The organism is Leptolyngbya sp. 7M, from assembly GCF_018128485.1.
This window is the reverse complement of sequence record NZ_CP070897.1, coordinates 6,116,391-6,142,021: the sequence shown is the minus strand read 5'-3', so window position 1 is coordinate 6,142,021 and position 25,631 is coordinate 6,116,391. Positions and strand designations below refer to the sequence as shown.

Below are 25,631 nucleotides of genomic sequence, written 5' to 3'. Positions count from 1 at the left end.
ATCAGGACAAACTTACTTTTAAGTAACTACTTTCCAAAATTAGCGCCTATCCTTAGCATGAGGAAAGACGCTACAGCCATTGGCTGTAGACGACATCACCCAAACCCTATCTGAATGGAGCTTAGCTATGGCGCATATTTTGCATGTGGATTCCAGCCCACGGGGAGAGCGGTCGATTTCTCGCACCCTGACCCATGAGTTTATCAATGGTTGGAAAGCTACCTACCCAGACGACACAGTTACCTACCGCGATCTGGGCCATGATCCGGTACCGCTGGTAACAGAAACCTGGATTGCCGCCGCTTTTAGCGATCCAGCTAGCTACACCCCCGAACTAGCAGAGGCAATTCGCCCATCCGATGAGTTAATCGATGAATTACTAGTCGCAGATCGGTATGTGTTCGGTGTCCCCATGTATAACTTCACCATTCCTGCCAACTTCAAAGCGTACATTGACCAGATTGTTCGCGCTGGACGTACCTTCTGAGTAAACAATTATGGTTTATTTTCGTCCAGTATGAAGATTCGCCAATTCGATTAATGGTTGCGCTTTGATCAAAGTTTTGATACCTTCATCTAAGCTCATCCGAGGCTCCCAGTTAATCCTTGAGGTTAGCTTAGAAATATCTGCCAGTAGATGCATTCGCTCGACTTTTCTAACCCTGGCTGGATCTACTTCGATTGTAATTGGTTCTCCTAATTGCCGTTCAAATGCTTTCACGACATCAAGCACCGAATACTCTTTACCACTACCTAGATTGAATGTATCAATTCCTATGTCAAATTTTTCTAACAATAATCTAGTTGCCCACACCATATCAGAGGTATGGATAAAATCCCGCTTCGGCTCCAGATTACCTAAGCGAATCGTTCTTAACCCAGTATTAATCTGCCGCTGAATCTCAGGAATTAAGTGAGGATTAGTTTCGTTAGGACCGAACGCATTAAAAAATCGGCAAATGATTGTGGGAATAGAGGTCTGCAAGTGAAATTGATGAACCAGATGTTCACCAGTTAGTTTAGTCAAGCCATAAATATCCATTGGCTCTGGCTGTTGCTCTTCTGGAATAGCGTAGTCACAAATGGGATAGACCGCAGCGGTCGAAGCAAAGAACATTTTGCTTAACTGCTTTAATTGCCTAGCAGCCTGGAGGACATTTATCACGCCTTTGATATTGATATTGCTGGATGCAAAGGGATTTTGATTACAATAGGGGATAAAATGAATCGCGGCCAGATGAATAATCCAGGTGGGATTGATTCTTGTAATTGCTAGCTCAAGATCATGCTGATTTAAAATATCAACCTTGAAGAAGTGGCTGTCAGGAATGTGAATAAACTCTCGATTGCCAAAGGAAAGATTATCAATTACGAAAATTTCGTAGTTATAACTTTGTAACTCAGCAATTAATGCAGACCCAATAAAGCCTGCTCCACCAATCACCAGCACTCTATTCATCGCCTGACCTCTAGCCGCACAACAGTAAAACTATATTCTCCCCATACACTCACAGTAGCAGCTCCGATTATTTACTAAGTGATGTAATCAAAACCTTTACAGAATATTTAAAGGTCAATGTTCGTTTTTGAAATGCAACGACTGAATCGTTAGCTTTTCCTGTCAAGATTGGGGATAGTGATGAAGCAATAAATTCAGCGCTGATGGTGTCTAGTCCCTGGTAAGGTACATGATATTTTTCTGCCAGAGATTTCACTTTTCCCTGTCCTAACGTGTAATCAATGGCAACTGCTGGTACTCCGTTTGATAAGGCAACAATTTAGCGAAAATTGGTCTTTGCGAAATGACTTTCGGGTTGCGTTTGAGCGTGGTTCGGATAACGACCAGTCATTTTTTGTGGGTCTTGATGAAGATGGTCGAACGGCAAATCGAGTTACCTACAGTTCAGAGAGCGCTGCTAATATCTACAACCTTACCGCCGACGTTTTGGGACGTTTTTCAACTGGCTCTGTGCAACATCAATTACTGTTTGGTATGAACTGGAGCCTGTTGGATAATTTCAATAATTTTGGTATTGACCTGGCAGAATTGGCTCCCCTGGATATTTATGACCCGGTTTATCGTCAGCCGCCCATCGGTCGCATTGATACAGTATTCGAAGATAACTCTCGTCAGACTAATTCATTCGGTATCTATCTGCAAGACCAGATTGCGATCGCTGACAATCTAAAACTCCTGTTGGGAGGGCGATTTGACCTATTTGAACAAAGGATTGACGATTTTCTGTCAGATACAGAAGACACGCAATCTGGGAATGCATTTACGCCTCGTGTTGGCATCGTTTATCAGCCGATCCCTGCCATTTCCCTTTACGCCAGTTATAGTCAATCCTTCAACCCAACCGAGGGACGCTCGGCGACTGGAGAAGTTTTTGAACCAGAACGGGGCACACAATACGAAATTGGTGTCAAAGCAGATTTGAATGACCAACTAGCAGCGACCCTCGCCCTATACAACTTAACCCGCTCCAACTTATTGACGGTTGATCCTGATGATTCTCGCTTCTCGATTCAAACGGGTGAACAACGCAGCCAGGGAATCGAGTTGGATCTTTCAGGTGAAATCTTGCCAGGATGGAATCTTATTGCCGGCTATGCTTACACCGATGCCCGGATTACAGAAGATAATACATTTGAATCAGGAAATCGTTTGGCCAATGCTCCCGAACATCTCTTCAATCTCTGGACAACCTATGAAATTCAATCAGGAGATTTGAGAGGGCTGGGATTTGGTTTGGGACTGTTTTATGTAGGTGAGCGTACAGGAGATTTAGACAACTCATTTGAGGTACCGGGTTATCTTCGTACTGACGTTGCCCTGTTTTATCGACGCGATCGCCTGCGAGTTGCGTTAAACATCAGAAACCTATTTGACGAAAACTATTTTGTCTCGGTGAGTGGTAGAGACTCCGTGCTACGAGGTGATCCATTTACAATATCGGGTACAGTGTCCTGGGAGTTTTAAAGCCGTCAACTTTGGCTTGTAAATCAATACTCATGAATCTGCCCATCATTTCTCAAGTACGGTTCGCAATTCCATGTTCAAGAGCAGTTAGTTCTGCCTGTAGCTCAGGAGTAATCACACCTTTGGGCGAGCGAATGCTGAGTTTGTCATTATCAACCCAAATTTGCACCCCGCGCTCACTCAGGCTTGCCAGTAGCTCTGTTGCGTTCATTACCTATCTCCACCGTTTATTATGTACTGGTTATCAGCAATTCGTGATTGGCTATTCATCTCCGCTGATGCTGCATCTGCAAACGATAAATAACCAGACTGGTCACAATTAGATCTCGAATAGTTCTGTTTCCTCGGTTTCGGCTTCTTCGGCCAACCGCTGGGATAACGCCTGAATCGTGGGATAACGCCACAAAAGATTCGGTGATAATTTAAAGCCGAATTGCTTTTCAGTACGACTAGCAATCAGCATCGCTTGAGCCGAATCTAGGCCAAACACATCAAACGTCGCAGTCACATCAATCTCTTCAGAATCGCTACCCATCTGCTCGGTAATTTGGGCCACTAACCAAGCTTGAATCGTCTCAGCAGTCGGAGGTTGAACAGTGTGATTAAAGGTGGATTGACTCATAGTGAGATACATCTCCTAAAAATTATCTACAACAGCAATGCTGAACTTAAACAAACTAGAAGCAACTCAAACAGAAAATTACCTGCTGGCCTCGCTACTACATCAGAGGCATTGGCTGGTAGTGGCTGAAGTCGGCAGGCAGGTAGATGCCCTGCATCTTCAGTGCCTGAATCCGATATAGGTAGGCGGCTCCAGTGAGAATGTGATGGGCCACATCCACCACGCGGCGATTGGCTGGATCGGCTAAGTAGGACCCTTTGACCCATTCGTTAAAGGCTCCCATTGCTGGACCGCACCAGATCTGATAGTCTGATTCCCGTCCCGCTTCGCCCGAATTAGACCAGCGCGAAGACAAGCCCAGATACCAGCGGAAGATCAGCGCCATTTTGCGTTTGGGATTCTGGCTGGCGCGTTCGATCTGGCTGGGGTCGCGCTGTTGGAAGAAAGCAACGGTGCCTTCCCAGACTTCATCCAGGCTTTGCTTGAAGATTTGCTTTTCTAGACGCTCGCGTTCGTCTTTCGGAATCGCGTCGATCGAGTCGTAGGTGCGGTAGATTTCGTAGAGCTTTTGTGCCCGGACTGGGAACAGTGTGCCGCGCTTCAGCACTTGCAGCTTGACGCCCATCTCGAACATGTCGGCAGCCGGAGCCATCATCACGTCATGCATTTCGGCTTCGGCCAGCAGGCGCTTGGTATAGTTAGAGGTGCCCGCTTCTACACAAGCCTGGTTCACCGAACCCGTCACCACATAGGCACAATATCTTGTTTCAGTATACCCCGTTCAACCCTTTTCAAGGTACACAAACAATTCCCAACCCAGTCATTTGCCGAATATGCTGGTCAAATGAAACGACTTCAAACACTCCTAAATGTTGAGCCATCACTAATAATGAACAATCTGTATAGCTCCACAACTTATCGTCATAACGACAAAAAGTTTCCCATACGGCGTGGTCATCCACTGAACGGTTGGATGCTCTAAATGCAAAGCCCCGGTCAGCCAATAGCACGACCTCAACTCCAGTCGGAAGCACCCGTTGAGTTTGCCTGAGAACTCGTTGCACCGTCCACAGGCGCACCGTGCTGCTGGACTGGTTCACAACTTGCCAAGCGACAGGAATCGTTCTGCCGCGAAGCACCACGCTAACCCAGACGATGCAGAAACAGTTCCAGCCCATTGTGGTGTCTAAACTCAGGTAGAGTCGTTCTTTGACCCACTCGGATAAAGCTTGCCTCATGACAACATGTGAGTTGCCATTGCGTCTACTCTGCGGTTGGATAGCCAGCGACGAAACCGTCGTTGATGGGACTGAGCAAATTGAGCACGGCTGAGAACGTAGACTCCGAAGCCATTGAGGTGAACATTCTGAGAGCGTTTGCAAATGACGGTTGTCGACCCAACTCAGCTCAGGTTGACTGAGAAATTTATAGAGGGCATGATCAAGGCGGGAGGTGGGTTGCATGGCTAAGATGGGTTTGTGGTTATTCTCACCTTAGTTCAAACTTAACCTCCCATTCCATCTGCCTTTCAGATAATTCTACTTTTGTCAGTCAAGCAGCCTCTTATCTTCAAAACCCTTTAATGTCTTCACTTAAAGCAGCCAAAAATAAGCAAGTCTATTTAGTTGATCCAACTATATGGGGTGCAAATGGTCCTTTAGGCGTGAATAAAATATTAGATGATCTTTTTAAGTATTTACCAAAAGGTACATGAAGCCTCTACTCCTCCAAAGACGACTCGAAAATTATCTAGGTGCAAACACAATGTTCTACCCTATCAAACCGAACTATTCCCCTAAAAACTGATCGTGCTATGCACAGGCTGCGCGATCGAATAGTTCAAGCGGAGGAGGAGGGCGATTCTCTACGAGACGGCAAAGCCGAACGAATTCTGGGGTGAGGGGCGATCGGGCTTGGCTGAGTGATGGAGGGGCGATTCTCTGCGAGACAGCTATACATTGCCTAGTCTGCGGAACATTGAGTATCACCTGCCCGATCACGATATGGTTTAAGCAGTGATCATCTCACCCAGATCTAGCCAAATCAGCTCCTCTGATTCAAGCTTCCACGATCGCTTGAATTCGGTTTTTCAGGGACGACTAGATAAATTTTTCGGAGGCCACAATTGTCCCTCGCCGCAACAAGTCGAGTGCCCCAACGGTAGAAACTAGCGAAGAATCCTTCAGGAGGGCAATACTTTCGTTGACCAGAGCCGGTAGGATATTTTTGAACGCTTGCGGCAGAATGATGTCCCACATCATCAAGGGATAGGTGACACCAAGCGTCATAGCGGCTTCACGCTGACCCTTATCGACTGCTAAGATACCACCGCGAATGGTTTCTGAACTGTAGGCAGCAGAGTTGAGCGCAAAGGTGATTACGCCTGCTTGAAACGCAGGAATGGCGTAGCCAGTTAACTGGGGAGTTGCAAAATAAATCAGGGACAGTTGCACAAGCAGGGGCGTTCCCCGAAAGATCGAGGTATAGAAATCAGCGAACCACTTTAGCGGTTTGATATTAGAAATCTTAAAAATCGAAAGAACCGTTCCCCAAGCAAAGCCGATCAGGGCCGAGACGATGGTAAACGATAGCGTGACCGCAACCCCTTGCAGGATGAAGGGAATGCTGGGCACAATTTTAGAAAAGTCCAAATTTAGCCCGGTTTGGCCCAGCAGATAGAGTTGATTAAGGTTAAACGAATCCAACCAATGAAACATCATGCGTCAGTTTTTCCTCACCCGTTCTGCGCTGTATAGATGCTGTATCAATAATTTAGACATAATTTACACATACTTTAGATGTGATTTAGACATGCTCTACAGATGAATCGCACCTAGGAAATAGCATCATTAAAAATGCTTAGAATACTTCGGTTTCTCCAGTCTGGTCTAGCTAGAGGTGACAAAAGTTTACTACGGGCAAACTGCTAGAACGGTAGCAAAAACAGCAGGGCCTTGCTTCTAGGCTCGAGGCTACTGGATACTCGTATAGAGCCGAACTCCTCTAGATGCTTGAGTAGGTAGGCAGAATTGACGTAGAGCAGACATCCTACCTGCTAGCAGACAAGCTGTCCGCTCTACGGGTTTGCAAATAATCTGGTTGATAGGTCGTCAAGCACGCCTGCGACTCAAGTGTGAGCTAATGGAAAAAGGACATTACAGGTGCGGTCTTCCGGCAGTGTAAGTTTCTGGAAGCTAACCCAAGACTCTCTACAGACTCTTGGGATAGCTAGTCAATGCTCTGCGGCACCTAGCTGCTAGTTGGTTATTCGGCTAGCTGGACAATTCCGGTAACAGAACTGCCCAGTATGCCACAACAAGCTTATGCCCCAACAGTTGGTTTATGCTTAAATCCATGCGGCCCACCACGCAGCTTTTTCTGTTTGCCCTCGGCTTGACGGCTGCCGTATGGCTCCTACGCGGAATTGGAATTTTGACCTTCTTGCCAGGGGGCATCATCTGGCTGCTGATCTTGCTGTGCATTGGCACGGGGGTTGTGAATGGCTTGATGGGAACCCGGCGATAAGGCAAACTGAGCTAAAGATTGGCAAATGCGAGCACTATGATCACCCTCTCTTCCGAAGAAATTGACCAATATCGTTCCCAACTAGCCGATAACGAAGTGGCGCTGCGGGCGCTCAATATGATCGAAGACTGCGAGGGAGATCTGGAAGATGCCGCCATTGCCTTAGCCCTCCAGGTGGGGCAGGAACCCGATCGCACCGAACAGTGGCTAGACGGAGTGGCAAAACGATGGCGGGTTTTTCTCTGCCAGACAGGGATCAAGGAAGCGATTCAGGCTGGAACTGTTAGCAGTGCGATTAATCTTCTGGCTCAGGAAACCAACATTCCAACGGTTCTGGCCACTCCGGTGGTACTCTATGTCGCCAAAACCGGCATCGACGATTTTTGTAAGCCGCTACAAGAAAAACTCTAGGTTGACTGGAAAGTTCCTATGAATCAACCGTCTTCTGATCGGATCCGCGCCCATGCGATCATCTCAGGTCGGGTGCAGGGTGTGGGCTACCGGGCCTCTACCTGGGATATGGCCCAATTGCTGAAACTCAGCGGCTGGGTGCGCAACCTGCGAGACGGACGAGTGGAAGCCGTGTTTGAAGGGACACAGGCCCAGATAGACGAAATGCTCCGCTGGTGCCATCAAGGCCCACCCGCTGCCCAAGTCACTGCTGTAGATGTGAACTACGAAACTCCTGAAGGGCTGCAAGGGTTTGAGGTGATTAGCTCAGTCAGGTGGTAGTGTCTCCGTTGTAGTTTAATCCGGTTATTGAGTAGGCTATCCAATCTAGTCAAGTCCACCTCCAGTTGAGAGAAAATATGGGCAGAATAGAGGAGATCTAGAATCTGAGGCTAGTTGTTTCTCGCTTCACATCTGCCCCTCTTGCCTCTCTATATCCACTCAATCTAAATTGCCATGCAGTCCTCCCAAGACACGTCATCCGCTCAAGCTCGCCAAACCCGCCAACAGTTTGTTAGCCCAGAAGATTATCTATCCTATGAACTGGGCAAGGCGGTGCGTGAACTGCCGCCCCTCTACACCCGGCTGCTAGCTGGAACCCTGTCAGTGCTCGTGTTTGGGGCAATTGGCTGGGCGCATTTCAGCAAAGTGGATGCTGTACACGCATCACCGCCACTTCATTGGGCTACTTCGATACGGGCAGAAGAGCTGTAAACTTGGTGCAAACCTGCCTCAAAACCTACCAACGACCTGGACCATTGCAGACCTAAAACAGCGTCGACAACGGCTCTTACAAGAGTTCGCCACTTGGGAGGCAGATCCAATCCTAACGGCAGTTGTCAAAGCATTGCTTGTGGCAGGTGACACCAGCGGTTCAGCCTTGCCAGCCAATGGCTTAGCCATCAAACCCTGGATTCAAACCCAAATTCGCTACACGCTAACCGAACTAGAGCTACAGCATGTGGTGGATGAACGGTTGAAAGGCGATACGTTGCGTCCCTTTCAAGTGCAACTCGGTGATGCGACCTCGCGGGTAACGCTGGCACGAGCAGGTTGTGGCACGGGCAAAACGCTAGGAGCCTACAACTGGGCGAAACACCACGCGGTAGAACGCAAGCTATTCTTCTGCTATCCCACCACAGGTACGAGCACCGAAGGCTTTCTCGACTATGTTCACGATAAGGTCGATTCAACGTTGCTGCATACTCGCGCCGCCGTTGACTTGGAGCATCTAGACCTGCAATCAACCGGCGATGATGATGACCTGGAAACGAAATTGGAATCGTTCAAGGCGTGGAGTACTAAGGTCAGCGTTTGCACTGTAGACACGGTACTGGGACTGCTGCAATGCAATCGCCGCCCGATGTATTGTTTTCCGGCCATTGCTCAGGCTGCCTTTGTGTTCGATGAGGTGCATTGCTACGATGACAAGCTATTTGGCGCTTTGCTGCGATTTTTGCAAGTCGTGAAAGCACCAATTTTGCTAATGTCAGCTTCGTTTCTACCCTGGCAGGTGAAGGCGGTTGAAGCGGCGGTGGGTGAGGCTATCCAAATTATTCAAGGACCAAAGGAACTGGAGATCCAACCCCGTTACCGATTCCACTATGCGGATGCCCCAGACTGGGATCGCGTCAAGGCTGAGTTTCAGCAGGGCGGCAAAATTCTCTGGGTGTGTAATCAGGTGAATACGGCAATCGCAGTCTATCAGGACGCTCAACAGCGCGGCTTGAAACCCTTGCTCTATCACAGCCGCTATAAATACGGCGATCGCGTCAATCATCATCGGGAAGTGGTGGATCGGTTTAAGCAAGAAGGTGCGGTGATGGCGATTGCCACTCAAGTTGCTGAGATGTCGTTGGATTTGTCTGCCACCTTGCTAGTGTCTCAAATTGCTGATTCAGCAGGATTGATCCAGCGGCTAGGACGGCTGAATCGTCGTTATTGTGGTTCTGCTCGATGTCCTGCGCGCTCGAGCGGACCTGCTCCATCGCGGCGGCGAACCCGGTCACGTGCTGGGTCAGCGTGTCCACCAGTTCGAGCAAGGCGGTGATCTGGCCGAGCGAGGACTGGATGAGGCTGGTGCCCTGCCCCAGCCGCTCGATCGCCCGTTCGGAAAGCTGGCGCGCCTCGTCGCTGGCATCGGAAACCTTGCGCTGGTCGAGTTCGAGCGCCTCGACCGTGCCGCGCAGGGCGATGTGCTCCGCCCGCAGGCGCTCCGACGAACGGATGACCTCCTGCACGATCCCCGCGACATCGGTGCAACCGACCGTGACTTCACCACAGCGCGCGGGAATCCGGCTGATCGCGCCGCTTCCCGCGGGCCCGATATGCTCGTGCTTCATGACCAATGCGCCCCCTGAATTTTCTGTGCGGGTGATAGCGGCGCATGGTTAGCGAAGGTTTAAGTCTTGCCTCGCAATATACGTAGCAATCGGCCACTGGTGTTTCGCGACGGGCGCGGATAGACAGCGGCATGTTCTTCAACTTCGTCGACGAGCTGCGCGCGGCGGGCATCCCCGCGACGTTCAAGGAACACCTCACGCTGATCGAGGCGCTCGACAAGGACGTGATCGAGCAGACGCCCGAGGCGTTCTACTACCTCAGCCGCGCGACCTTCGTGAAGGACGAAGGCCTGCTCGACCGGTTCGACCAGGTGTTCCAGAAGGTATTCAAGGGCCTGCTGACGGATTACGGGCAAAACCCGGTCGACATTCCCGAAGACTGGCTCAAGGCCGTCGCCGAGAAGTTCCTCACGCCCGAGGAGATGGAGAAGATCAAGTCGCTCGGCGACTGGGACGAGATCATGGAGACGCTCAAGAAGCGGCTCGAGGAGCAGGAAAAGCGCCACCAGGGCGGCAACAAGTGGATCGGCACCGGCGGCACCAGCCCCTTCGGCAATTCCGGCTACAACCCGGAAGGCGTGCGGATCGGCGGCGAGAGCAAGCACAAGCGCGCCCTGAAGGTGTGGGAAAAGCGCGAGTTCCAGAACCTCGACAACACCAAGAAACTGGGCACCCGCAACATCAAGATGGCGCTGCGCCGCCTGCGCCGTTTCGCGCGCGAGGGCGCGGCGGACGAACTCGACCTCGACGCGACGATCGACGGCACCGCGCGCCAGGGCTGGCTCGACATCCACATGCGGCCGGAACGGCACAACGCGGTCAAGCTGCTGCTGTTCCTCGACGTGGGCGGGTCGATGGACCCGTTCATCAAGCTGGTGGAGGAGCTGTTCAGCGCCGCCTTAGTGACAAGCTTACTGGCCCATCCGGTGAGTGGATTGCGGCTGCTTCATGGTTCCCTGCAAGGATTAAAGTATTTGCAGCAGTTGACAACGATGCTATTTACCAGTAGGTGAGCATAATCAAACATAAAACCCAAAACCCTGCGCAGCGGGCGGCACAGGCAAGAAACTGATTAGCTTAGATGGCTTAGAGGGAAAGGTAGCGCTTCAGGAATCAGTGGACCAGATCAAGATAGATCGACTGGAAGCCTTGAAAAAGCAAAGTCCGATCTACATAGAGCCTAGATCGACTGGCAAAAGATTTGAAGAGATTAAATCTGAGCTTGCAGAATTGCAAAAAGAACTGAAAGCAGCGATACAACGCGAGCGAGAAATCCAAGAAGCCGAGCATAATCAACACACTGCATCCGATCAGGATTTGTTCCAAAAACTGGAGGCGGCAAACCGCGCAAAACAAAACCTGAGCCGTCAAGATTTAGCAAAAGCTAGCCTAAAAGGTATTGATTTACAAGCAGCTGAGCTAAGAAACTCGAATTTTCGTGAAACCAATCTGAGTCAGGCTAATTTGAACATGCCAGCAGGCGCTAGTCATCTGGAAATTGCCAGCAGGCGCTAGTCATCTGGAAATTGCCAGCAGGCGCTAGTCATCTGGAAATTGCCAGCAGGCAATATACTCCACCCGTTTACTGCCGCACTCACAGGGCACTTCTGAAGAGGCGACCCATTCCCGATCGCAGTCCCGACAGTGGCACCAGATATTGTGGCGATTGGCTTCTGCAATACAGCGCTGCCATTCCTGGAGTTCTTCGGGGGTGAGTTGGGGTTGGGGGTCCATTGCCGAAACGATCCGTTTAGTTTTTCATTTTAGGCAACTCCAATGCTAGATTTTCCCAAAAACTAACGATTTTCCTGATCCCCACATTCTCCTTCTCGATCCCAATTCCAAATCTTCTGCCTTTAGACCCTTGCCAACTGCTACCGACCATCAGACACTGTAGGTGGAAGTTGAATGGTTGTTAAGCGGCAGTTAAGAGGTCATTGTGAAAAAGGTACTAGCAATTATTCTGGGCGGAGGTGCTGGCACCCGGCTGTATCCATTAACCAAATTGCGGGCAAAACCTGCGGTGCCGATTGCCGGTAAATATCGGTTGATTGACATTCCGGTCAGCAACTGCATCAATTCCGAGATCTACAAGATCTATGTGTTGACCCAGTTCAATTCGGCCTCGCTGAACCGTCACATTTCTCGCACCTACAGTTTTTCTGGGTTCAACGAAGGATTTGTGGAAATTCAATAAATAGTTCATCCAAAGACGAAACGAAACATAGAGTTATATCAATAAGAAAGGGAGGCCGTGCCTATGGTGTAGCCCCCCTCAAGGGGAGTAGATGTTAGCTTATTCGAGCACTCTGAGCATGATGAGAGTTATTAGATGCTACTGAGACTTGTTCGCCCCTTAGCTTAGAGCAACAAAATATGAAACTCATATGAACCTGCTTAAACAGCTTGTCTGTACGCATGCTCATACTTGAATCAGATGCATCAACTCTTCTATACCTCTGCTCCAAAATCTTCCCGCAGCTTGGCTTCCTGTTCGGTAGACAGGTTGGATTGGATCAGTTGACCGCGTTCCTCAGGAGCGAATGCGGCTTCTACTTTGTCGAGCGTTACCTGGCCAGTGAGCAGAAATAGGGCAGATGTACCCTCAGTGACCTTGCTTTGCAGCTCCTTGATGAAATCATCGTTGATGCCATAGTCGGTAAATCGACCGGCCACAGCTCCGGCTGTAGCTCCCACGATTGCTCCCAGCAATGGCACGAAAAAGATTAGACCAAATAACATGCCCCAGAAGGCACCACCCAGTGCTCCTGCTCCTGCGGTGCTCATGGCCTGATAGGTTTTAGGCCGTTTGCGTCCTTGGGGCCAGCTGACGATTGCCGCATCGAGCACCTGAATTAGCTGCTGTTTTTGCAAGCTTTCTAGTTTTGTCAAAGCTTTGTCTGCACCATCAACTGTGTTGAATTTCCAGACTGTTAAGGTTGACATGATTTTCTCCTTAATCTTGTCTTAAGCGAAATAGAGAATGTTACAGCTTCGCACATTCTATACGAGAAACGCGCTTTTGGTAGTGCTGGGACAAACACTTGTGATGAGCTGTTGAAATCCTCGGTCGAGGCCTTAAGAATATCTCATTAATTGCAAAATGACAAGTCTGTATGGCAACTATATAACGGTGCTGCTCACCTCAACAGAGCTGGAGATAAAACATCGGCGAAAGAGAAATGAAATAGTTTATACACAGGTAATATACAAAATATTACGTCAATTCAAGACGAACTCAGAATCTGATTCGAAATTCTACTTTGAACCTTGAACTGGTCATCTACAAAGGCGTTTGCTTTCACTCATTGGCGGGTTCTGCCATCTCTCGCAGGGTAGTATCGATACCATAAGAACGGTTGATTACCTCAGTTGAGGTCAGAAATGGAATTATAATGCGGTTTTCAGCAATGGCAATGGGGGCATTGAGTACAATGCGCTCGCCGAGTCGAATTGGGGTTAGGGCTTGGGCGGCTCCATCAACATAGAACAGTTTGAATTGAGTAAACCTAGGCGCTGAGTTCTGGGTTGGGGATTAACTCCAAAATTGAGGGAGCGTTGAGGGGACCACAGAGGCACAGAGGTTGCTAAGCTCGATTTTTCCCTGCGGCTGGGGTTTTTGGCAGTTTTCCTGACGACATAGGCAGACTTCGTAGAAAGAGAATATGCCCCCGGAATGGACCCAACCTTGCCTGAATTAAAACGTATATCACAAGCTGTTGTCTCAACATGAAGAAGTACTCGTGGCTCAATGCCCTGGAGAACGTGTCGCTTGTTGGCCTAGGGGCTGGCTCAGTGGCATCTCTCCTGCTTAATCAGGTGTTCTACACAACGACGCCCCTATCTTTGCTGGTGGTGTTGGGATTATTGAATCGTCGTCGCTTGGCCCAAATGAGTGAGCAGCGCGACACCACTCTGACTGAAACCGATCAGTATCTAGCGCTGCAAATCGATCGAGTACATCAACAGGTGGCCTCGCTGCCCAAACCAGAAACGATCAATCGCCTCAATCGGTCGCTGCTGTTCAAAAATCAGGAAGTTTCCGAAAAGCTGCACAATGAAATCTCAACATTGAGACAAAGCATGCACCAGCGATTGGCTACCATCGAGCAACAGGGGTTGGGGACTGTGCGCCAGGAAGTTCGTCAGGTGGTCGAACGCTGCGACTATCTGATGGAAACCGTCAACCAGATGGAAGCTGATTTGGGAGGGTTATCGAGTCAGGTGCAAGCTGACGGAATTCAAAAAACAGTCGATCAGTTAAAACAGGATGTCGCCACGCTTCAGGTTAATCTAGACAGCTTTAGCTACCAAACCAAGCCAAACCTGACGATTTTGCAAGAGCACATCACGCGGCTAGATCGTCAGTTCAGCAAACTACCGCCGCCGGGTGATGTCAGCTCATTAAAGCAAGAAGTAGCCGAACTGATCAAAATCGTGGCCGATCTGGTTCCCCGGCGCGACTTGAGCAGCTTAGTCAGCGAAGTAGAAGCGCTCCACGCTCAGCAGGAAGCCCTAAAACAATCGGTCTTAGCTATTGAGACCGCAGCCTTGAGCTTTAGACGCACGTTTCATGACTTGCCAAAAACCGAAGATGGCGCAGTTGAGAGCAATGGTCGCATCCACAACCAACCCGGAGAAACCGAACTAGCTGCACACCATACGGCTCTAACAACATTGGGATCGGCCTCCTCCGGCATTTACCCCGAATTACAAGAGCTAGCTGCTAATTACCTAGGCAACCTGCGAGACCAGCTCAACACAATTCATGACTTTACCAACGTGAAGTTGAAAACGGTTGTTGGTGATGATCCCGCGCGTCTTGAAGAAGCCATCCGCGATGCTCTCAAGCGGTCAGACCTGGTCATTACAACCGGCGGTCTCGGCCCCACCGAGGATGACATTACTCGTCCTGTGTCAGCAAAGGCTATTGGAAGGGAACTTGTTTATCAGGATGAGATCGAAGACCGGCTACGTGAACGGTTTCGCTCGTGGGGACGGGAAATGCCTGAGATCAACAAGCGACAGGCGTTTGTTATTGAAGGTGCACAAATACTACCTAATCCGACTGGCTCGGCAGTCGGAATGTTTATCCCGATAGGCCAAAAGGCATTGATCTTGATGCCCGGCCCTCCCCGCGAGATGCAGCCGATGTTCGTAAACTTTGTATTTCCAAGGCTGAGCGAAAAGGCCGACGGAATTCGCGTAAAGAGGCGGGTCATAAAGATCTCCGGTATGGGGGAATCGGCCGTAGATGAGGCGGTCTCTGATATATACCGATCATATCAAGACTTACAGACCTCGATATTGTTCAATAAGAGTGAGGTGGAGCTTCATTTAACCGTTCACTCTGAGGACGTAAACTACGCTGCAGAGCTTCTTGATGATGTTGCAGCACGCATAAGTGAGAAGCTTGGCCTGTCGGTCTTTTCCTTGAACGGCGAAAGTATGGAAGAGGTAGTCGGACGCCTTTTGACTCAGAGAGGGGAGACTGTGGCGGTCGCCGAAAGCTGCACGGGTGGGTTGATAGCAATGCGTTTGACCGATGTGCCCGGTTCGTCTGCTTACTTTATGCAAGGTGCAATCACTTATTCCAATGTCGCAAAAATGTCGGTCCTTGGGGTGTCGGCTTTGACCTTGGAAAAATTAGGAGCGGTCAGCGAAGAGACCGCACGTGAAATGGCCGAGGGGATGCGGACCAAGGCGAGAACGGACCACGCCATCTCCGTTACTGGTATAGCGGGGCCAGATGGCGGCTCAGAAGAAAAGCCGGTCGGGACCGTTTATGTCGGTTATTCTGGCAAAATGGGAACAAAAGCGATACGATTGTCTTTACCCGGGGACCGTTTTCTTGTTAGGTGGAGATCAAGCCAGGCAGCTCTAGACTATCTGAGACGACAGCTGATCCGAGGCGAGAAGGAGCACACCATTTGATCAAGCGATTAAAGACAATCATTACCGAGTTGGGGCGGCTTACACCGATGGCCTTGGTTATGATCTTTCTTCCGATGTTCGGTAGCCTGACTTTGATCGCATTCCTGAATCCGGTTGGAGATTGGCTTCGCGAGAACTGGTGAAGAGGATTTGAATTCGGCCATTTTGCTCTGTACCACGGGGAATAATCGGTTGATAATTGGCTTCTTCCGGTGCGAGGCAGTGGGAATTGGTCAAAACTACATCTGGGCTAATTAGCGTTCCTGTACAGTGGCCCAACTCTTTTCCATCCACGCTCCAATCAATTCGGCCAATCGCTGACCAGGGAAAGCTACGGTTGAGTACGGGCACACGCTGATCTCTGCCAATAATGGCACGAGAATCGTCACTAAAGGGCAGATCAGACTGCTCTCGATCGGGTGGGCGATAGGTTTCACCGTCAGTAGCAGGGTTAAAGGCAATGGCAATTGGGGTGGGTGTGAAGCGTTCTGCGGCTGGGCTGGGAGATTGTGCTCGAACCGATAACCCATATCCAGCGGTAATCACAACCAAGAAGCTAGACAGCAACAGGGCTAGAAACCGTTTCATTGACTCTCCTCACGGATGGACATTTAAATATATAGACATGTGGTTAACGAAGATATGCTTACTTTATAGTGAAGCCAAAGCAACTCAAGATTAAACAGGTATCAATTTTGGATACGCCATTCACCCTGAATTGTAAAAGCGGCCCAGAGGTCGGGTTTCTTGTAGGTCTCCCACATCTGAATCTGGGCTTTTTGCAGAGCAGCGGTCGGTGATAGGTTCTCTTCTAAAATGCCCCGATAGAACCGTACCATCAGTTCCGCAGTTTTAGCATCATCTACATACCACAGTGAATTGACGACTCGCTTTGCGCCTGCATACATAAAGCCCCGCGTTATGCCAATCAGCCCTTCGCCGCGCACCGTTTCCCCTTGTCCGGTTTGGCAAGCACTCAGCACCACCATGTCGGCATTCAGCTTCAGATTGAAAATATCGCGGAGCCGCAGCATACCGTTTTGAGTATTGCCCTGGGGATCAACCAATGACAGAACCAGCATCGACAGTTCAGGTTTTTCCTCATTGGCAAAGCCATGCGTGGCAAGGTGGATGATTCGATATTGATCGAGTTGGGAGTTAGCCTGAGTCATCCAATCGTAGTTGGCGTTGAAGTCAAATACGGCTGCTTTTTGGTTTGGGTCAGGCACGAGCGGCAGAATACTATCTGCTTCTAGACGGGTGCAGGGCAAACGACGAAGGTGTGACAGATTAAAAGATCGCAAAGTGCTAGCAACCTCGATAGGCAGATTGGAATTGGCTGAACTTTCTGGTGTGTTGATTAAGAAATTGGCGATAGAAGCACGGTCAGCCGCAGTTCCGCAAAGGTCTTCTTCCGTAGCAGACTGTTGGGTGAACCGCGCGCTGCATCGACCAGGATGATCGCATCGTCGGTTCGGAAAGGCTGCCTTCACCTTTGGACATCGATTCCGCCACCGCTACTTTCGTGATGAAGATGGCAGGCGAAAGGTTGGGCTTCCATCGCACCGCGATATTGCGCCAACACCCGTTTCGCGAGGATTTGCCGACCCGCTTCATTCCGGAAGGGCGCGTTTGGCTGGACATTGCGCGTAACTACAAGACGCGATTCATAGAAGATCCGGCGCGGATATTCCACGATCATCGCGAGGCGCGCCTCAGTGGGCTCGACCGAATGCAAAGGGCCTGGGGGGATTCTGAATATTACCGCTTCGCCCTCCGACACTATGCGGGATGGTGGCGCACGACGCCGGTCGAAGTAGCCAAGCTGGCGATCGGGCTACGGCGTGCCGAGTTTCATCTTGGGTGCCGGGAGGATAGAGAGGAGTTAACTGGGCTGGCCCGGCTCTGGGCTGTGTTGGCTACGCCCGCCGCGATGGTTGCCTATGCGCGAGATATGCGCGTCAAGTACGGTTCGCTGGGAACGCGGCTTTTGATTGCCCGCCAGTTGTGTCGCGGGAAGGGCGGAAGACGTTTGTCGAAGCTCCTTTTCAGAAAATCGATCGAGGAGGAAAATCTGCCGGTCGTGGTTCACGCTGGCGGCGTTACATTGGCCGTCGATGCGACCGATCCGACCAATTGCGAAGTTCTGTTTTCGCCAAGGACAGCGAATGCCAGCGTGCTTTCCTATCTCACTCCACAAGCTCGAGCTTTCAGGCGAATCGCCCTGCTGGGCAGCAATGTTTCTTATGCCGCCTGCCGCCTCGCCCGAATTGCAGGAAGCGGCTCCACTATATTGGCCATTGAGCCAACTTCGGCGCAAACTGAACGAACGCGCCTGTCGGCGCGCGCGAGCTATCTCGATCAATTGGAGGCGGTTACCGTAATCGATCCGGATCCGCAGCGAGCCAGAGGATGCCAGATAGTCCACTTCGGAGATGAGGTGACGGCATTGAACTGGTACGAAGCGATCGCGGCCTTGCCGGAAATCACTATAGTCACAATCGAAGCCGCTGCGCCATCAACGGACTGGAGCGAAAAATTAGCGAGCGCTGGTTTCAACCTGAAGCGTGTGGTTGCTGGTGAGTTCAGCGCTTGGGAGCGTGCGGCTCCAGACCCAAGGCGGCAAGATAGCGAGTAACCGCTGCGTCCCGCGCGAAAGCCTCGGCTCGCACCAAGGCGGTTTCGGGCGCATCGAGTGTCTCCAGTATCGCTTGAGCCATCGCGCGCGCATCAGTGATTTGACCTCTCCAGTTGGTGATGGTGTAGTAGAGGGTGACGGCGTAGGAGCGGATAAAGGAGTCGTTGTGGCAATTTGGAGCTGAAAGCTGGTTTTCGTCTTGCTGCGCTTATTCTGGACTCGAATCAAATATTCGCCAGGCTTCAGGGCAGTGCTAATAGATTCAGCAGCATTTCCAGGTTTAGTGGATTTGCGCAGAACGCGGTTTTTTCGATTTAGTAGGAACAGATCGACATTCGCCTTAGCTGCAAAGCCATCTAAAGTCAAGGAAATATCGCTACTGCGAGCCAGTCTAAATCGGTAGAAAACGTCCTTCTTTTTACCAAGTCTGCCTGTAATATCAGTAGGATCACCGGTAAACTGAATCTGTCTAGCGTTGCGTTTCAAGCTAGTCATGAAGAAAAGGTTGCCCCACTATGAAATTTCACTCTCAAGATAGTAGTCCTACCTAAGGTAATCCCACATCACAAAAATTGCGGAACTTTAATCCTCCGCTCACACAATCTTCAACTTGGCCTACAAATCGTAAGTAACGTCTATGGAAATTTACTTCCTTAACAATTTTTCTTGAGGAGACACACAGATTGCCAGCAGCTCTTCCACGCTGTGTACCAGCCAAATCCGGGTTTTCAGCCGTTCCTGCACCTGCTCCACCGTCATGTCATCTAGGAAACAAGCTTGGTCATGCTTCAACATCAAGCTAGGAAGCAGGATCCCATCCCCTAGAGGTAGGGGTTGTAGCCCCTGTAACAAATCTTCACCTGTCAACAGTCCTGTTACGGTGATCTGTTGTCCCCAGTACAGACTGCGCAGTGCTGCCATTTGCACCGTCAAGCCCTCTACTTGGTTTAATCGCTCTACTAAAGGCTGAAATGCATACTCCACCGCATTTCCCACTACCCATGTCAGTCGGCGAGGCTGATCAACGTGGGCCGGAAGTTGGGCAGCAGCAGCATGAAACTGGCTGAGAAACTGATGGATCGAGCCAACTCCATTACCGATCTGGGGATAGTCCTCGTAGTGGGCAGCGGGCGGTAGCGGTTGCTGAGCAATCAAAAACCACTCATCCGCTAACCAGGCAAAGGTTGTACCAAACTGGCGATGAAACTTAGCTTGTAGCGCCTGCACCTGCGCGATCACCTCGCGGGCTTTTTCTGGTGTTACGGGCACCAGCTCATCCTCCGGCGGACGAAACCGCGTCAGCCCTACCGGCACCACCGCCACCGAAGCCACCGTCGGTACATCCCCCGAATGGAAGCGGGCCAAGTCCAGCAGGGTTTGCTCCAGATCAGGATCAATTCCCAGTTCTCGTAACCGGGATGCTAGCCGTTCTGCTTTCGCTTCTGCGGCCTGTCGGGCGGTTTCTGCGGCCTGTCGAGCGGTTTCTGCGGTCTGTCGGGCGGCTTCTGCTTCCGCATGGGTCAGAAGTTTCTCACCCGTCACCGGATTGTAGAAACGCAGTTCTCCCTGCTCTAGATGCAGTTCTAAACCCAAAACAGCACTGGTAATGGATAGGTTGCCATTAGGCAACGTCGTTGCGGGCAGCGGGAAGTAATTTCCATTCATCAATTGATAGCCCTGGAGTGGTGGCTCTAGATAGTCAGCACTGGGGTCATATTGAAAATATTCCGATACGCCCCAGAAGGCATATAAACCCCGTTTGATGCCTTGATCTTCACTCACAGTAGATTTGGACGTAATTTCTAAAACAAAATCAGGATACTGATTGTTTTCTTGCCAAACTTTGTAAGATCTACGTTTACCCTTGGGACGATTCAAGACAACAAATACATCGGGAGCTACACTTGCCTTGGGGTTGCCTTCTTCGTAGTAAATCAGGATGTTGCCAGAGACATAAACATTAGGCCGATCGGCAAAGTAAATATTTAGAATCTCAGTGCCATAGGCTATGTAAGGACGTTGGTAATCGCTTTCAGCCATTGGCTTACCATCAGATTCAGGATAGTCAATATCTGTGTTTAGGTAGGCAGCACTCGTCATGACAGCCTTTCTCCAGCATGCGCCAAATTCAATCTAGCATGGGAACTGCAATTCCGTTTGCCGAAATGCGGACTCACAGCTCCGAGTGAAAGGCAAAGTCATGCCAGTCGCAGATAGGATGATAGCCAATTTGTTGATAGATATGGTTCGAGGTGGGATTTGCCAAGTCTGTAAACAGAAAACAGCGCTGGCATCCCTGATCGAGAAGTTTTTGGCTCAGCGCTGCAACACAGGCTGTGGCATAGCCTGTGCGCCGATGCTGCGGTGGCGTATAAACCGGACCAATCCGAGCGGCGGTCGGTAAAGATTGGCTGCCGCTAGCCCATGAGACAGGCGTACCATCCTCCCAGAGGTAAATACTCTGCCGTTTCAACCCGGCATCCACCACTTTTTCAGGCACGTCAATCACGACCTCCCCGATCTCAGAGGCAAAGGCAGTACACCACTCTAGCAGCAAGGAACGATCGGCTTCTGTGGCGAACCGCAAATAACCGTCAGCCGTCGCAACCGATTCGACCTGAGTTAACTGATGAATTCGCATTTCCATCACTTGCCGATAGGATTGCCCAGTCAGCGCCTGCCCATGCTCTTTCTCGGAGCGATGGGGCTGCTGTTCGTTATCGCGCTGGTCTCGGGCGTGGTCCTCTACGCGCCGTTCATGCGCAAGCTCGCGTTCGGCAGCATTCGCGCCTCGCGCAGCAAGAGGACGAAGTGGCTCGACTACCATAACCTGCTCGGCATCGTCGCGCTGGCATGGATGGCGGTGGTCGGTGTGACGGGCGTAATCAATGCCCTCGCCACGCCGATCGAGGACCTGTGGCAGGCCAACGAGTTGGCCGACATGACTCGGGCCTACGACGGCCGCGAGCCCCTCGATCCGGCCCGGTATGGCTCGCTCGACGTCGCGATGGCGAGTGCGCGCGCGGTGTTGCCGGGTAACAACCCGCAGTTCATCGCCTTTCCGGGGGGCACCTTCAGTTCGAAGCACCACTACGCGGTGTTCTTTCAGGGCGACACGCCGCTGACCGAGCGCCTGCTTACGCCGGCCCTGATCGACGCAGAAACTGGCGTCTTCACCGATGCCCGCCCGATGCCTTGGTATTATCAGGCACTGTCGCTCTCCCGGCCGCTTCACTTCGGCGATTACGGCGGCCTGCCGCTCAAGATCCTGTGGGCTGTCCTGACCCTGTTTACTATCGTCGTTCTGGCCTCCGGCCTTTACCTTTGGTGGGCCAAAGGCGCCTCCGCCTCCGCTCGACTTGGCGCGATCGATGTCGTGCCGGTTCCAGCCGAATGATTCGGGCCGCTAAGTCCGGGCGGTCCACCGCTGCAATATTTGCCTGGCCGATCGCGATCTTCCTGCTCGGCCTGGTCGGCCTCGTCGTGGCGCTCACCGGCGACGGATGGCGCGATGCCGCCGCTTGGCTGGCGCTCGCCGCCCCTGTGCTGGCGGTCATCTGGGCCCTGCGCGCGCGCCGAACCTGAATATCCGGCATTCCATCCTGAAGGAAAACGTCATGAACAGGCCAACCTTGCGCCAAGCGCTATTCCTCGCCACCGCGCTGGCGCTCCCTGCCTGGGCCACTCCTCTTGCCGCCCAGGATGCCGAGGACGACGACATTGTCGTCACCGCCCAGCGTGCCAACCAGTCCGGCGTCGAGCAATCCGGCAGGGCGGGTGTGCTTGGAGACAAGGCGGCGGAAGATGTTCCGTTCAGTTTGCGCAGCTACAATGCGGCGTTGATTCTCAATCAGCAGCCGCAGACGCTGGGTCAGGTGCTGGAGAACGACCCCACGATCCGCACCACGACGGGGTTCGGCATCGCTGGCGAACTCTTCGTCATCCGCGGCTTCGCGCTCGCCGGCGACGACATTGGTTGGGCTGACCTAGCCCAGGAGGTGTGGATTCGCGTCTACCGCAACATCAAACGGCTACAGGAACCAGTGAAGTTTCGCGGCTGGCTGAGCCGCATTACCACTAACCTGTTCTATGACGAGTTACGCAAACGCAAGCGCAACAGTGTACCCCTCTCGTTAGATGCACCCTTGGCGGTAGAGGACGGAGAGCTGGACTGGGAACTGGCTTCCGATACCCCAGGACCGGCTGAAGAGTTGGCCACTCAGGAATTTTACGAGCAGCTTCGCCACGCGATTGCCGATCTGCCAGAAGTTTTCCGGACTACGATCGTGCTACGCGAAATTGAGGGTATGGCCTATGAGGAGATTGCTGAGATTACCGGAGTCTCGTTGGGAACGGTCAAATCTAGAATTGCCAGGGCGCGTCAGCGGCTTCAGGAACAATTGCAGCAATATCTTGATGCGTAGCAAATTTATCACAAGCTGTCTAAAGTATGAAGTGGATTTGACCCTACACCCCCATCCTTGTTTACGGGTGTTATAGTTGCGACGGATGGATGATTCCAAGTTCAGTAGCCTTATCTAAGGAGTGATCAGTCATAGACCGTGATTCTGCCTAGTGCAAGATACCCAGAGTTTGGCCGGCTCATTACACTATTTAGAGACTCTAATCGGAGACTTGAGGTAATTCATTAATATCGGCTTCTAATTCCAGAGACTCTCAACATGATCAACCATCTTGATGAATTTGACGAACGCAACAACCCCAAAGAGTCGATCAATACTGAGCAGAGCAACGAATGCCTTATTGCCGAATCCAGTGCTGAAGCTCATCCAGAGCTATCTTCTATAATGCAGCGCGACCGGTTTGAGCTACTTAGCGCTTACCTGGATGGCGAGGTTTCGGCTAACGAGCGGCGGCAAGTTGAACAGTGGCTGGCTACGGATGCCAAAACGCAGCAACTCTACACGCGGTTGCTCACCCTGCGACAGCGGCTGCATACGCTACCCATCGCCCAGTCTGAACAAAGCGTTGATCAGCTAGTTGATCGGGTAACAGCGCGGATTGAGTGTCAGCCGAAGCGGTTAATCTGGGGTGGTTTGGCGGCAGCGGCTGTCCTAATTGGTGCCCTGTTTAGCGCCCTACCGCAAAACAGTTACGCTCCGTCGATAGCCGACTCGCTAACACCCAATGAGGATGTCCCCAGCGATGGCTTAATGATTGCGATCAACCACCCACCAATTGAAATCCCTAAGGCTGCCGTTGCTCCTGGTGTTCTTCAGGACTCTCCCCAAACGATTCGGTAGTTACAACCTTGCCTCGACAGCGGCGTCGCTGAGCGATTCTGGACCCTCACCCGCCGCTACGGCTGGTGGGGATTGCCGTACCTCGAGGCTCTGCTCCGACTCGCCGACTGGGCCTGCGGCGAGCCGCCCGAGCACACCACCACCACGCCTCCGACCGCCCTGCCCGCTGGCCGTGATCCGGTCGCCGCAGCGAAACAGGAGGACGCGTCGTGAACCGCTCCACAGACAACGACCACGGTATTGTGCTCTCGGGCCTCGACGGCAGCAACCCATTGGCCTTCCTCGCGGCCCTCGGCACACTGCGTGTACTCTCACGAGGGTCTCCGGATCATGCTTTCAAGACGTCGTGGGCCATCCACGCCGGCAGGTGGGTCCCGACGCTGCACGCGAATCGCTCGCTCGTTCAGGACGATGTGCTCACCTCCCTCGCCAGTGTTTTGGGAACTGATGCCACAAGGCACTCCATTGCGTTCATGAACAAGGACGATGTGGTGAGCGCAAGATACAGCCCGCCACAGCTGTTACGCGCCCGTGCCCACGGCGCTGAAGGCCCTGCAGACCGCGATGTTTCCGCGGGCGCTCTCGATTGGCTCTCAGCGATGACCTCCGACCTTGCCCCCGACGCAACCAGCCAGTTGCAGACCGCTCGCCGCGACTACTTCTGGGGCAACCTGAAGAGCGTGATGCTTCTCTGCAAACCCGAACACCTTCGACGAACCCTCTTCCAGCCTTGGGACTACGCCGATCCGCTCGACAACCAGTCGCTCCACCACATCGAGCCCAGCGAAGACCGTCGCCACGCTCATCAATGGAGCACACCCAGCGGCGATCCCGATCGCAAGAAGCGCGGCGGCATGCTCGGCGCCAATCGCCTCGCCATCGAAGCGTTCCCCTTCTTCCAATCTGTTGCAGCAGGCAACAAGCTCGCCACCCGTGGCTTCTCCGGCACCCGCGCCGATGACACCCGCTGGACGTGGCCGCTCTGGGGCATCCCCCTCGACCATGACGTGATCGCTTCGCTGCTGGCGATGCGCGAGCTTCAATCCGAATCCATCGACCACCGAGCACTGTCGGCCCGGGGCATCAACGCCGTCTTTCGCTGTCGCCGTATTCTCGTCGGCAAGACTCCCAATTTCACACCAGCGATGGCCGTCTGACACTCATCCCTCGAACGGTCTTTGACAAGTCCAGAGTCGTCACAGCCGAAGCACCCGTGCCTTGCGGGCGGAGCGCGGCCAGGGTAGACTACTTTGGCCTGCACAAGGGTCATCGCCGTTGTACGTCATCGCCACGCCGACGCGAGTGCCACAACATCCGCCCATTGCCGCTGTGGACGAATATAGGCTTCCGAGTCGGGTTCCCGTTTGCGGATTTGCTCGATCACTTCGGCTTCGGTGTAGCCACGTTTGCGGGTGTCGCGTTTGATTTTCCAGGTAGCACGCAGATCTTCTGGAGGTGCCAAATAAACTTTGATATCGTAACTGTCCCGCATGCCGCGAGTTGAATAGCCGAGTAGCCCCTCAACGATCACAAACCGATTTGGTTTGACATACTCTGGCGGATCAAAGCTACCGGTACTGTGGTTGTAAATCGGCTTCAGGATAGGTTGGCCGGTGCGTAACAAACCCAGATGCTGCTGGATGATGTCGAGGTAGTTGCAGTCTGGATGCAGGGCTGAAATTCCCATCTCTGCCCGTTGCTTGCGATCGTAGCGATGATAGTCGTCAGTACAGATCACCGTTACATCGTCTTCGCCCAATACCTGAGCAATGCCCCTGGTCAAGGTGGTTTTACCAGCCGCGCTATCGCCAACGATGCCGAGGATAATTGGGCGCTGAGTCATAATTCCTCCGGGGCAGATGGTGGGGAGCAG

The 25,631-nt window shown here is 51.9% G+C and carries 34 protein-coding genes; 20 read left to right on the top strand and 14 right to left on the bottom strand.

The window, feature by feature from the left end:
* Nucleotides 1-127: 127 nt before the first annotated feature.
* On the top strand, nucleotides 128-487 hold the full coding sequence (locus tag JVX88_RS32705) for an FMN-dependent NADH-azoreductase (RefSeq protein ID WP_211622660.1): 360 nt from the start codon (nucleotides 128-130) through the stop codon (nucleotides 485-487).
* Between the two features lie 15 nt (nucleotides 488-502).
* On the opposite strand, the gene JVX88_RS32700 is transcribed toward JVX88_RS32705, so the two are convergent.
* Complete coding sequence (locus JVX88_RS32700) at nucleotides 503-1,459, bottom strand: NAD-dependent epimerase/dehydratase family protein (protein ID WP_211622658.1); 957 nt, start codon at nucleotides 1,457-1,459, stop codon at nucleotides 503-505.
* Nucleotides 1,460-1,762: 303 nt separating this feature from the next.
* Between JVX88_RS32700 and JVX88_RS32695 the strand changes: the two genes are divergently transcribed.
* Nucleotides 1,763-2,983, top strand: a complete 1,221-nt coding sequence (locus JVX88_RS32695) for a TonB-dependent siderophore receptor (protein ID WP_263975357.1) — start codon at nucleotides 1,763-1,765, stop codon at nucleotides 2,981-2,983.
* 52 nt (nucleotides 2,984-3,035) lie between these two features.
* Here JVX88_RS32695 and JVX88_RS32690 read toward each other — a convergent pair whose 3' ends face one another.
* From JVX88_RS32690 to JVX88_RS32675, 4 genes are all read right to left on the bottom strand, one after another.
* Nucleotides 3,036-3,194: a hypothetical protein gene (locus tag JVX88_RS32690; RefSeq protein WP_211622654.1), complete on the bottom strand. Its 159-nt coding sequence runs from the start codon at nucleotides 3,192-3,194 to the stop codon at nucleotides 3,036-3,038.
* Between the two features lie 108 nt (nucleotides 3,195-3,302).
* Entirely contained in the window at nucleotides 3,303-3,605 is a 303-nt protein-coding gene (locus JVX88_RS32685; protein WP_211622652.1) for an acyl carrier protein, read from the bottom strand.
* A gap of 97 nt (nucleotides 3,606-3,702) precedes the next feature.
* The gene (locus tag JVX88_RS32680) at nucleotides 3,703-4,353 is read right to left on the bottom strand and encodes a hypothetical protein (protein WP_410503741.1); all 651 of its coding nucleotides are present in this window, start codon (nucleotides 4,351-4,353) and stop codon (nucleotides 3,703-3,705) included.
* 43 nt (nucleotides 4,354-4,396) lie between these two features.
* Nucleotides 4,397-4,843 (bottom strand): hypothetical protein, encoded by a 447-nt coding sequence (locus JVX88_RS32675; protein ID WP_211622649.1) that lies wholly within the window; start codon nucleotides 4,841-4,843, stop codon nucleotides 4,397-4,399.
* Between the two features lie 344 nt (nucleotides 4,844-5,187).
* Between JVX88_RS32675 and JVX88_RS41390 the strand changes: the two genes are divergently transcribed.
* Complete coding sequence (locus JVX88_RS41390) at nucleotides 5,188-5,319, top strand: hypothetical protein (RefSeq protein WP_263975356.1); 132 nt, start codon at nucleotides 5,188-5,190, stop codon at nucleotides 5,317-5,319.
* Between the two features lie 385 nt (nucleotides 5,320-5,704).
* Here JVX88_RS41390 and JVX88_RS32670 read toward each other — a convergent pair whose 3' ends face one another.
* Nucleotides 5,705-6,325, bottom strand: a complete 621-nt coding sequence (locus tag JVX88_RS32670) for an amino acid ABC transporter permease (protein ID WP_225931257.1) — start codon at nucleotides 6,323-6,325, stop codon at nucleotides 5,705-5,707.
* Between the two features lie 622 nt (nucleotides 6,326-6,947).
* On the opposite strand from JVX88_RS32670, the gene JVX88_RS32665 reads away from it, so the two are divergent.
* The 8 genes from JVX88_RS32665 to JVX88_RS32630 all read left to right on the top strand — a co-directional run bounded on the left by JVX88_RS32665 (nucleotide 6,948) and on the right by JVX88_RS32630 (nucleotide 11,437).
* A complete protein-coding gene (locus tag JVX88_RS32665; protein WP_211622647.1) occupies nucleotides 6,948-7,130 on the top strand; it encodes a hypothetical protein in 183 nt (60 codons plus the stop codon).
* Nucleotides 7,131-7,166: 36 nt separating this feature from the next.
* Nucleotides 7,167-7,541: a hypothetical protein gene (locus tag JVX88_RS32660; RefSeq protein WP_211622645.1), complete on the top strand. Its 375-nt coding sequence runs from the start codon at nucleotides 7,167-7,169 to the stop codon at nucleotides 7,539-7,541.
* Between the two features lie 18 nt (nucleotides 7,542-7,559).
* The gene (locus JVX88_RS32655; RefSeq protein WP_211622643.1) at nucleotides 7,560-7,862 is read left to right on the top strand and encodes an acylphosphatase; all 303 of its coding nucleotides are present in this window, start codon (nucleotides 7,560-7,562) and stop codon (nucleotides 7,860-7,862) included.
* Nucleotides 7,863-8,036: 174 nt separating this feature from the next.
* Nucleotides 8,037-8,294 carry a hypothetical protein gene (locus tag JVX88_RS32650; protein WP_211622641.1) on the top strand — a complete coding sequence of 86 codons (258 nt, stop codon included), beginning with the start codon at nucleotides 8,037-8,039 and terminating at the stop codon, nucleotides 8,292-8,294.
* Complete coding sequence (gene cas3 / locus JVX88_RS32645) at nucleotides 8,233-9,630, top strand: CRISPR-associated helicase Cas3' (RefSeq protein WP_263975355.1); 1,398 nt, start codon at nucleotides 8,233-8,235, stop codon at nucleotides 9,628-9,630. The genes JVX88_RS32650 and cas3 overlap by 62 nt, the downstream gene beginning before the upstream one ends.
* Nucleotides 9,590-9,940, top strand: coding sequence for a hypothetical protein (locus JVX88_RS32640; RefSeq protein WP_211622639.1), 351 nt, complete (start codon nucleotides 9,590-9,592; stop codon nucleotides 9,938-9,940). Before cas3 ends, JVX88_RS32640 begins: the two co-directional genes overlap by 41 nt.
* A gap of 113 nt (nucleotides 9,941-10,053) precedes the next feature.
* The gene (locus JVX88_RS32635) at nucleotides 10,054-10,935 is read left to right on the top strand and encodes a hypothetical protein (protein WP_211622637.1); all 882 of its coding nucleotides are present in this window, start codon (nucleotides 10,054-10,056) and stop codon (nucleotides 10,933-10,935) included.
* Between the two features lie 103 nt (nucleotides 10,936-11,038).
* Entirely contained in the window at nucleotides 11,039-11,437 is a 399-nt protein-coding gene (locus JVX88_RS32630; RefSeq protein ID WP_211622635.1) for a pentapeptide repeat-containing protein, read from the top strand.
* A 24-nt stretch (nucleotides 11,438-11,461) separates the two neighbouring features.
* On the opposite strand, the gene JVX88_RS32625 is transcribed toward JVX88_RS32630, so the two are convergent.
* Complete coding sequence (locus JVX88_RS32625) at nucleotides 11,462-11,656, bottom strand: hypothetical protein (protein ID WP_211622625.1); 195 nt, start codon at nucleotides 11,654-11,656, stop codon at nucleotides 11,462-11,464.
* A 205-nt stretch (nucleotides 11,657-11,861) separates the two neighbouring features.
* On the opposite strand from JVX88_RS32625, the gene JVX88_RS32620 reads away from it, so the two are divergent.
* Nucleotides 11,862-12,119, top strand: coding sequence for a sugar phosphate nucleotidyltransferase (locus tag JVX88_RS32620; RefSeq protein WP_317134525.1), 258 nt, complete (start codon nucleotides 11,862-11,864; stop codon nucleotides 12,117-12,119).
* 254 nt (nucleotides 12,120-12,373) lie between these two features.
* On the opposite strand, the gene JVX88_RS32615 is transcribed toward JVX88_RS32620, so the two are convergent.
* Complete coding sequence (locus tag JVX88_RS32615) at nucleotides 12,374-12,868, bottom strand: DUF1269 domain-containing protein (protein ID WP_211622623.1); 495 nt, start codon at nucleotides 12,866-12,868, stop codon at nucleotides 12,374-12,376.
* Nucleotides 12,869-13,651: 783 nt separating this feature from the next.
* Between JVX88_RS32615 and JVX88_RS32610 the strand changes: the two genes are divergently transcribed.
* The gene (locus JVX88_RS32610) at nucleotides 13,652-15,856 is read left to right on the top strand and encodes a competence/damage-inducible protein A (RefSeq protein WP_211622621.1); all 2,205 of its coding nucleotides are present in this window, start codon (nucleotides 13,652-13,654) and stop codon (nucleotides 15,854-15,856) included.
* A 57-nt stretch (nucleotides 15,857-15,913) separates the two neighbouring features.
* On the opposite strand, the gene JVX88_RS32605 is transcribed toward JVX88_RS32610, so the two are convergent.
* Nucleotides 15,914-16,444: a trypsin-like serine protease gene (locus tag JVX88_RS32605; protein ID WP_211622619.1), complete on the bottom strand. Its 531-nt coding sequence runs from the start codon at nucleotides 16,442-16,444 to the stop codon at nucleotides 15,914-15,916.
* Nucleotides 16,445-16,545: 101 nt separating this feature from the next.
* Entirely contained in the window at nucleotides 16,546-17,349 is an 804-nt protein-coding gene (locus JVX88_RS32600; protein WP_211622617.1) for a CHAT domain-containing protein, read from the bottom strand.
* A gap of 2 nt (nucleotides 17,350-17,351) precedes the next feature.
* Here JVX88_RS32600 and JVX88_RS32595 point away from each other — a divergent pair, with 2 nt between their 5' ends.
* Nucleotides 17,352-18,494: a hypothetical protein gene (locus JVX88_RS32595; protein ID WP_211622615.1), complete on the top strand. Its 1,143-nt coding sequence runs from the start codon at nucleotides 17,352-17,354 to the stop codon at nucleotides 18,492-18,494.
* The gene (locus tag JVX88_RS39745) at nucleotides 18,436-18,678 is read left to right on the top strand and encodes a hypothetical protein (protein ID WP_225931868.1); all 243 of its coding nucleotides are present in this window, start codon (nucleotides 18,436-18,438) and stop codon (nucleotides 18,676-18,678) included. Before JVX88_RS32595 ends, JVX88_RS39745 begins: the two co-directional genes overlap by 59 nt.
* 461 nt (nucleotides 18,679-19,139) lie before the next feature.
* Here the strand turns inward: JVX88_RS39745 and JVX88_RS32585 are convergent, their stop codons facing one another.
* Both JVX88_RS32585 and JVX88_RS32580 read right to left on the bottom strand, forming a co-directional pair.
* Nucleotides 19,140-20,594, bottom strand: a complete 1,455-nt coding sequence (locus tag JVX88_RS32585) for a DUF512 domain-containing protein (RefSeq protein WP_225931256.1) — start codon at nucleotides 20,592-20,594, stop codon at nucleotides 19,140-19,142.
* Between the two features lie 73 nt (nucleotides 20,595-20,667).
* Nucleotides 20,668-21,135, bottom strand: a complete 468-nt coding sequence (locus JVX88_RS32580) for a GNAT family N-acetyltransferase (protein WP_211622611.1) — start codon at nucleotides 21,133-21,135, stop codon at nucleotides 20,668-20,670.
* On the opposite strand from JVX88_RS32580, the gene JVX88_RS32575 reads away from it, so the two are divergent.
* The 4 genes from JVX88_RS32575 to JVX88_RS32560 all read left to right on the top strand — a co-directional run bounded on the left by JVX88_RS32575 (nucleotide 21,124) and on the right by JVX88_RS32560 (nucleotide 23,758).
* A complete protein-coding gene (locus JVX88_RS32575; protein WP_211622609.1) occupies nucleotides 21,124-21,891 on the top strand; it encodes a PepSY-associated TM helix domain-containing protein in 768 nt (255 codons plus the stop codon). The genes JVX88_RS32580 and JVX88_RS32575 overlap by 12 nt on opposite strands.
* The gene (locus JVX88_RS32570; RefSeq protein ID WP_211622607.1) at nucleotides 21,888-22,079 is read left to right on the top strand and encodes a hypothetical protein; all 192 of its coding nucleotides are present in this window, start codon (nucleotides 21,888-21,890) and stop codon (nucleotides 22,077-22,079) included. The genes JVX88_RS32575 and JVX88_RS32570 overlap by 4 nt, the downstream gene beginning before the upstream one ends.
* A 32-nt stretch (nucleotides 22,080-22,111) precedes the next feature.
* Complete coding sequence (locus JVX88_RS39735; protein ID WP_225931255.1) at nucleotides 22,112-22,918, top strand: sigma-70 family RNA polymerase sigma factor; 807 nt, start codon at nucleotides 22,112-22,114, stop codon at nucleotides 22,916-22,918.
* A 258-nt stretch (nucleotides 22,919-23,176) separates the two neighbouring features.
* Complete coding sequence (locus tag JVX88_RS32560; protein ID WP_211622605.1) at nucleotides 23,177-23,758, top strand: anti-sigma factor family protein; 582 nt, start codon at nucleotides 23,177-23,179, stop codon at nucleotides 23,756-23,758.
* 46 nt (nucleotides 23,759-23,804) lie between these two features.
* On the opposite strand, the gene JVX88_RS32555 is transcribed toward JVX88_RS32560, so the two are convergent.
* Nucleotides 23,805-23,981 carry a hypothetical protein gene (locus JVX88_RS32555; RefSeq protein WP_211622603.1) on the bottom strand — a complete coding sequence of 59 codons (177 nt, stop codon included), beginning with the start codon at nucleotides 23,979-23,981 and terminating at the stop codon, nucleotides 23,805-23,807.
* Here JVX88_RS32555 and JVX88_RS32550 point away from each other — a divergent pair.
* Nucleotides 23,968-24,915 carry a hypothetical protein gene (locus JVX88_RS32550; protein ID WP_211622601.1) on the top strand — a complete coding sequence of 316 codons (948 nt, stop codon included), beginning with the start codon at nucleotides 23,968-23,970 and terminating at the stop codon, nucleotides 24,913-24,915. The genes JVX88_RS32555 and JVX88_RS32550 overlap by 14 nt on opposite strands.
* Before the next feature lie 125 nt (nucleotides 24,916-25,040).
* On the opposite strand, the gene JVX88_RS32545 is transcribed toward JVX88_RS32550, so the two are convergent.
* The gene (locus JVX88_RS32545) at nucleotides 25,041-25,601 is read right to left on the bottom strand and encodes a phosphoribulokinase (protein WP_263975354.1); all 561 of its coding nucleotides are present in this window, start codon (nucleotides 25,599-25,601) and stop codon (nucleotides 25,041-25,043) included.
* Between the last annotated feature and the right edge of the window lie 30 nt (nucleotides 25,602-25,631).

Coding starts and splice junctions, on each gene's coding strand:
- JVX88_RS32705 (WP_211622660.1), top strand. CDS start 128: ATGGCGCATATTTTGCATGTGGATTCCAGCCCACGGGGAGAGCGGTCG.
- JVX88_RS32700 (WP_211622658.1), bottom strand. CDS start 1,459: ATGAATAGAGTGCTGGTGATTGGTGGAGCAGGCTTTATTGGGTCTGCA.
- JVX88_RS32690 (WP_211622654.1), bottom strand. CDS start 3,194: ATGAACGCAACAGAGCTACTGGCAAGCCTGAGTGAGCGCGGGGTGCAA.
- JVX88_RS32685 (WP_211622652.1), bottom strand. CDS start 3,605: ATGAGTCAATCCACCTTTAATCACACTGTTCAACCTCCGACTGCTGAG.
- JVX88_RS32675 (WP_211622649.1), bottom strand. CDS start 4,843: ATGAGGCAAGCTTTATCCGAGTGGGTCAAAGAACGACTCTACCTGAGT.
- JVX88_RS41390 (WP_263975356.1), top strand. CDS start 5,188: ATGTCTTCACTTAAAGCAGCCAAAAATAAGCAAGTCTATTTAGTTGAT.
- JVX88_RS32670 (WP_225931257.1), bottom strand. CDS start 6,325: ATGATGTTTCATTGGTTGGATTCGTTTAACCTTAATCAACTCTATCTG.
- JVX88_RS32665 (WP_211622647.1), top strand. CDS start 6,948: ATGCTTAAATCCATGCGGCCCACCACGCAGCTTTTTCTGTTTGCCCTC.
- JVX88_RS32660 (WP_211622645.1), top strand. CDS start 7,167: ATGATCACCCTCTCTTCCGAAGAAATTGACCAATATCGTTCCCAACTA.
- JVX88_RS32655 (WP_211622643.1), top strand. CDS start 7,560: ATGAATCAACCGTCTTCTGATCGGATCCGCGCCCATGCGATCATCTCA.
- JVX88_RS32650 (WP_211622641.1), top strand. CDS start 8,037: ATGCAGTCCTCCCAAGACACGTCATCCGCTCAAGCTCGCCAAACCCGC.
- cas3 (WP_263975355.1), top strand. CDS start 8,233: ATGCTGTACACGCATCACCGCCACTTCATTGGGCTACTTCGATACGGG.
- JVX88_RS32635 (WP_211622637.1), top strand. CDS start 10,054: ATGTTCTTCAACTTCGTCGACGAGCTGCGCGCGGCGGGCATCCCCGCG.
- JVX88_RS32625 (WP_211622625.1), bottom strand. CDS start 11,656: ATGGACCCCCAACCCCAACTCACCCCCGAAGAACTCCAGGAATGGCAG.
- JVX88_RS32615 (WP_211622623.1), bottom strand. CDS start 12,868: ATGTCAACCTTAACAGTCTGGAAATTCAACACAGTTGATGGTGCAGAC.
- JVX88_RS32610 (WP_211622621.1), top strand. CDS start 13,652: ATGAAGAAGTACTCGTGGCTCAATGCCCTGGAGAACGTGTCGCTTGTT.
- JVX88_RS32605 (WP_211622619.1), bottom strand. CDS start 16,444: ATGAAACGGTTTCTAGCCCTGTTGCTGTCTAGCTTCTTGGTTGTGATT.
- JVX88_RS32585 (WP_225931256.1), bottom strand. CDS start 20,594: ATGACGAGTGCTGCCTACCTAAACACAGATATTGACTATCCTGAATCT.
- JVX88_RS32575 (WP_211622609.1), top strand. CDS start 21,124: ATGAATTCGCATTTCCATCACTTGCCGATAGGATTGCCCAGTCAGCGC.
- JVX88_RS32580 (WP_211622611.1), bottom strand. CDS start 21,135: ATGCGAATTCATCAGTTAACTCAGGTCGAATCGGTTGCGACGGCTGAC.
- JVX88_RS32570 (WP_211622607.1), top strand. CDS start 21,888: ATGATTCGGGCCGCTAAGTCCGGGCGGTCCACCGCTGCAATATTTGCC.
- JVX88_RS39735 (WP_225931255.1), top strand. CDS start 22,112: ATGAACAGGCCAACCTTGCGCCAAGCGCTATTCCTCGCCACCGCGCTG.
- JVX88_RS32560 (WP_211622605.1), top strand. CDS start 23,177: ATGATCAACCATCTTGATGAATTTGACGAACGCAACAACCCCAAAGAG.
- JVX88_RS32545 (WP_263975354.1), bottom strand. CDS start 25,601: ATGACTCAGCGCCCAATTATCCTCGGCATCGTTGGCGATAGCGCGGCT.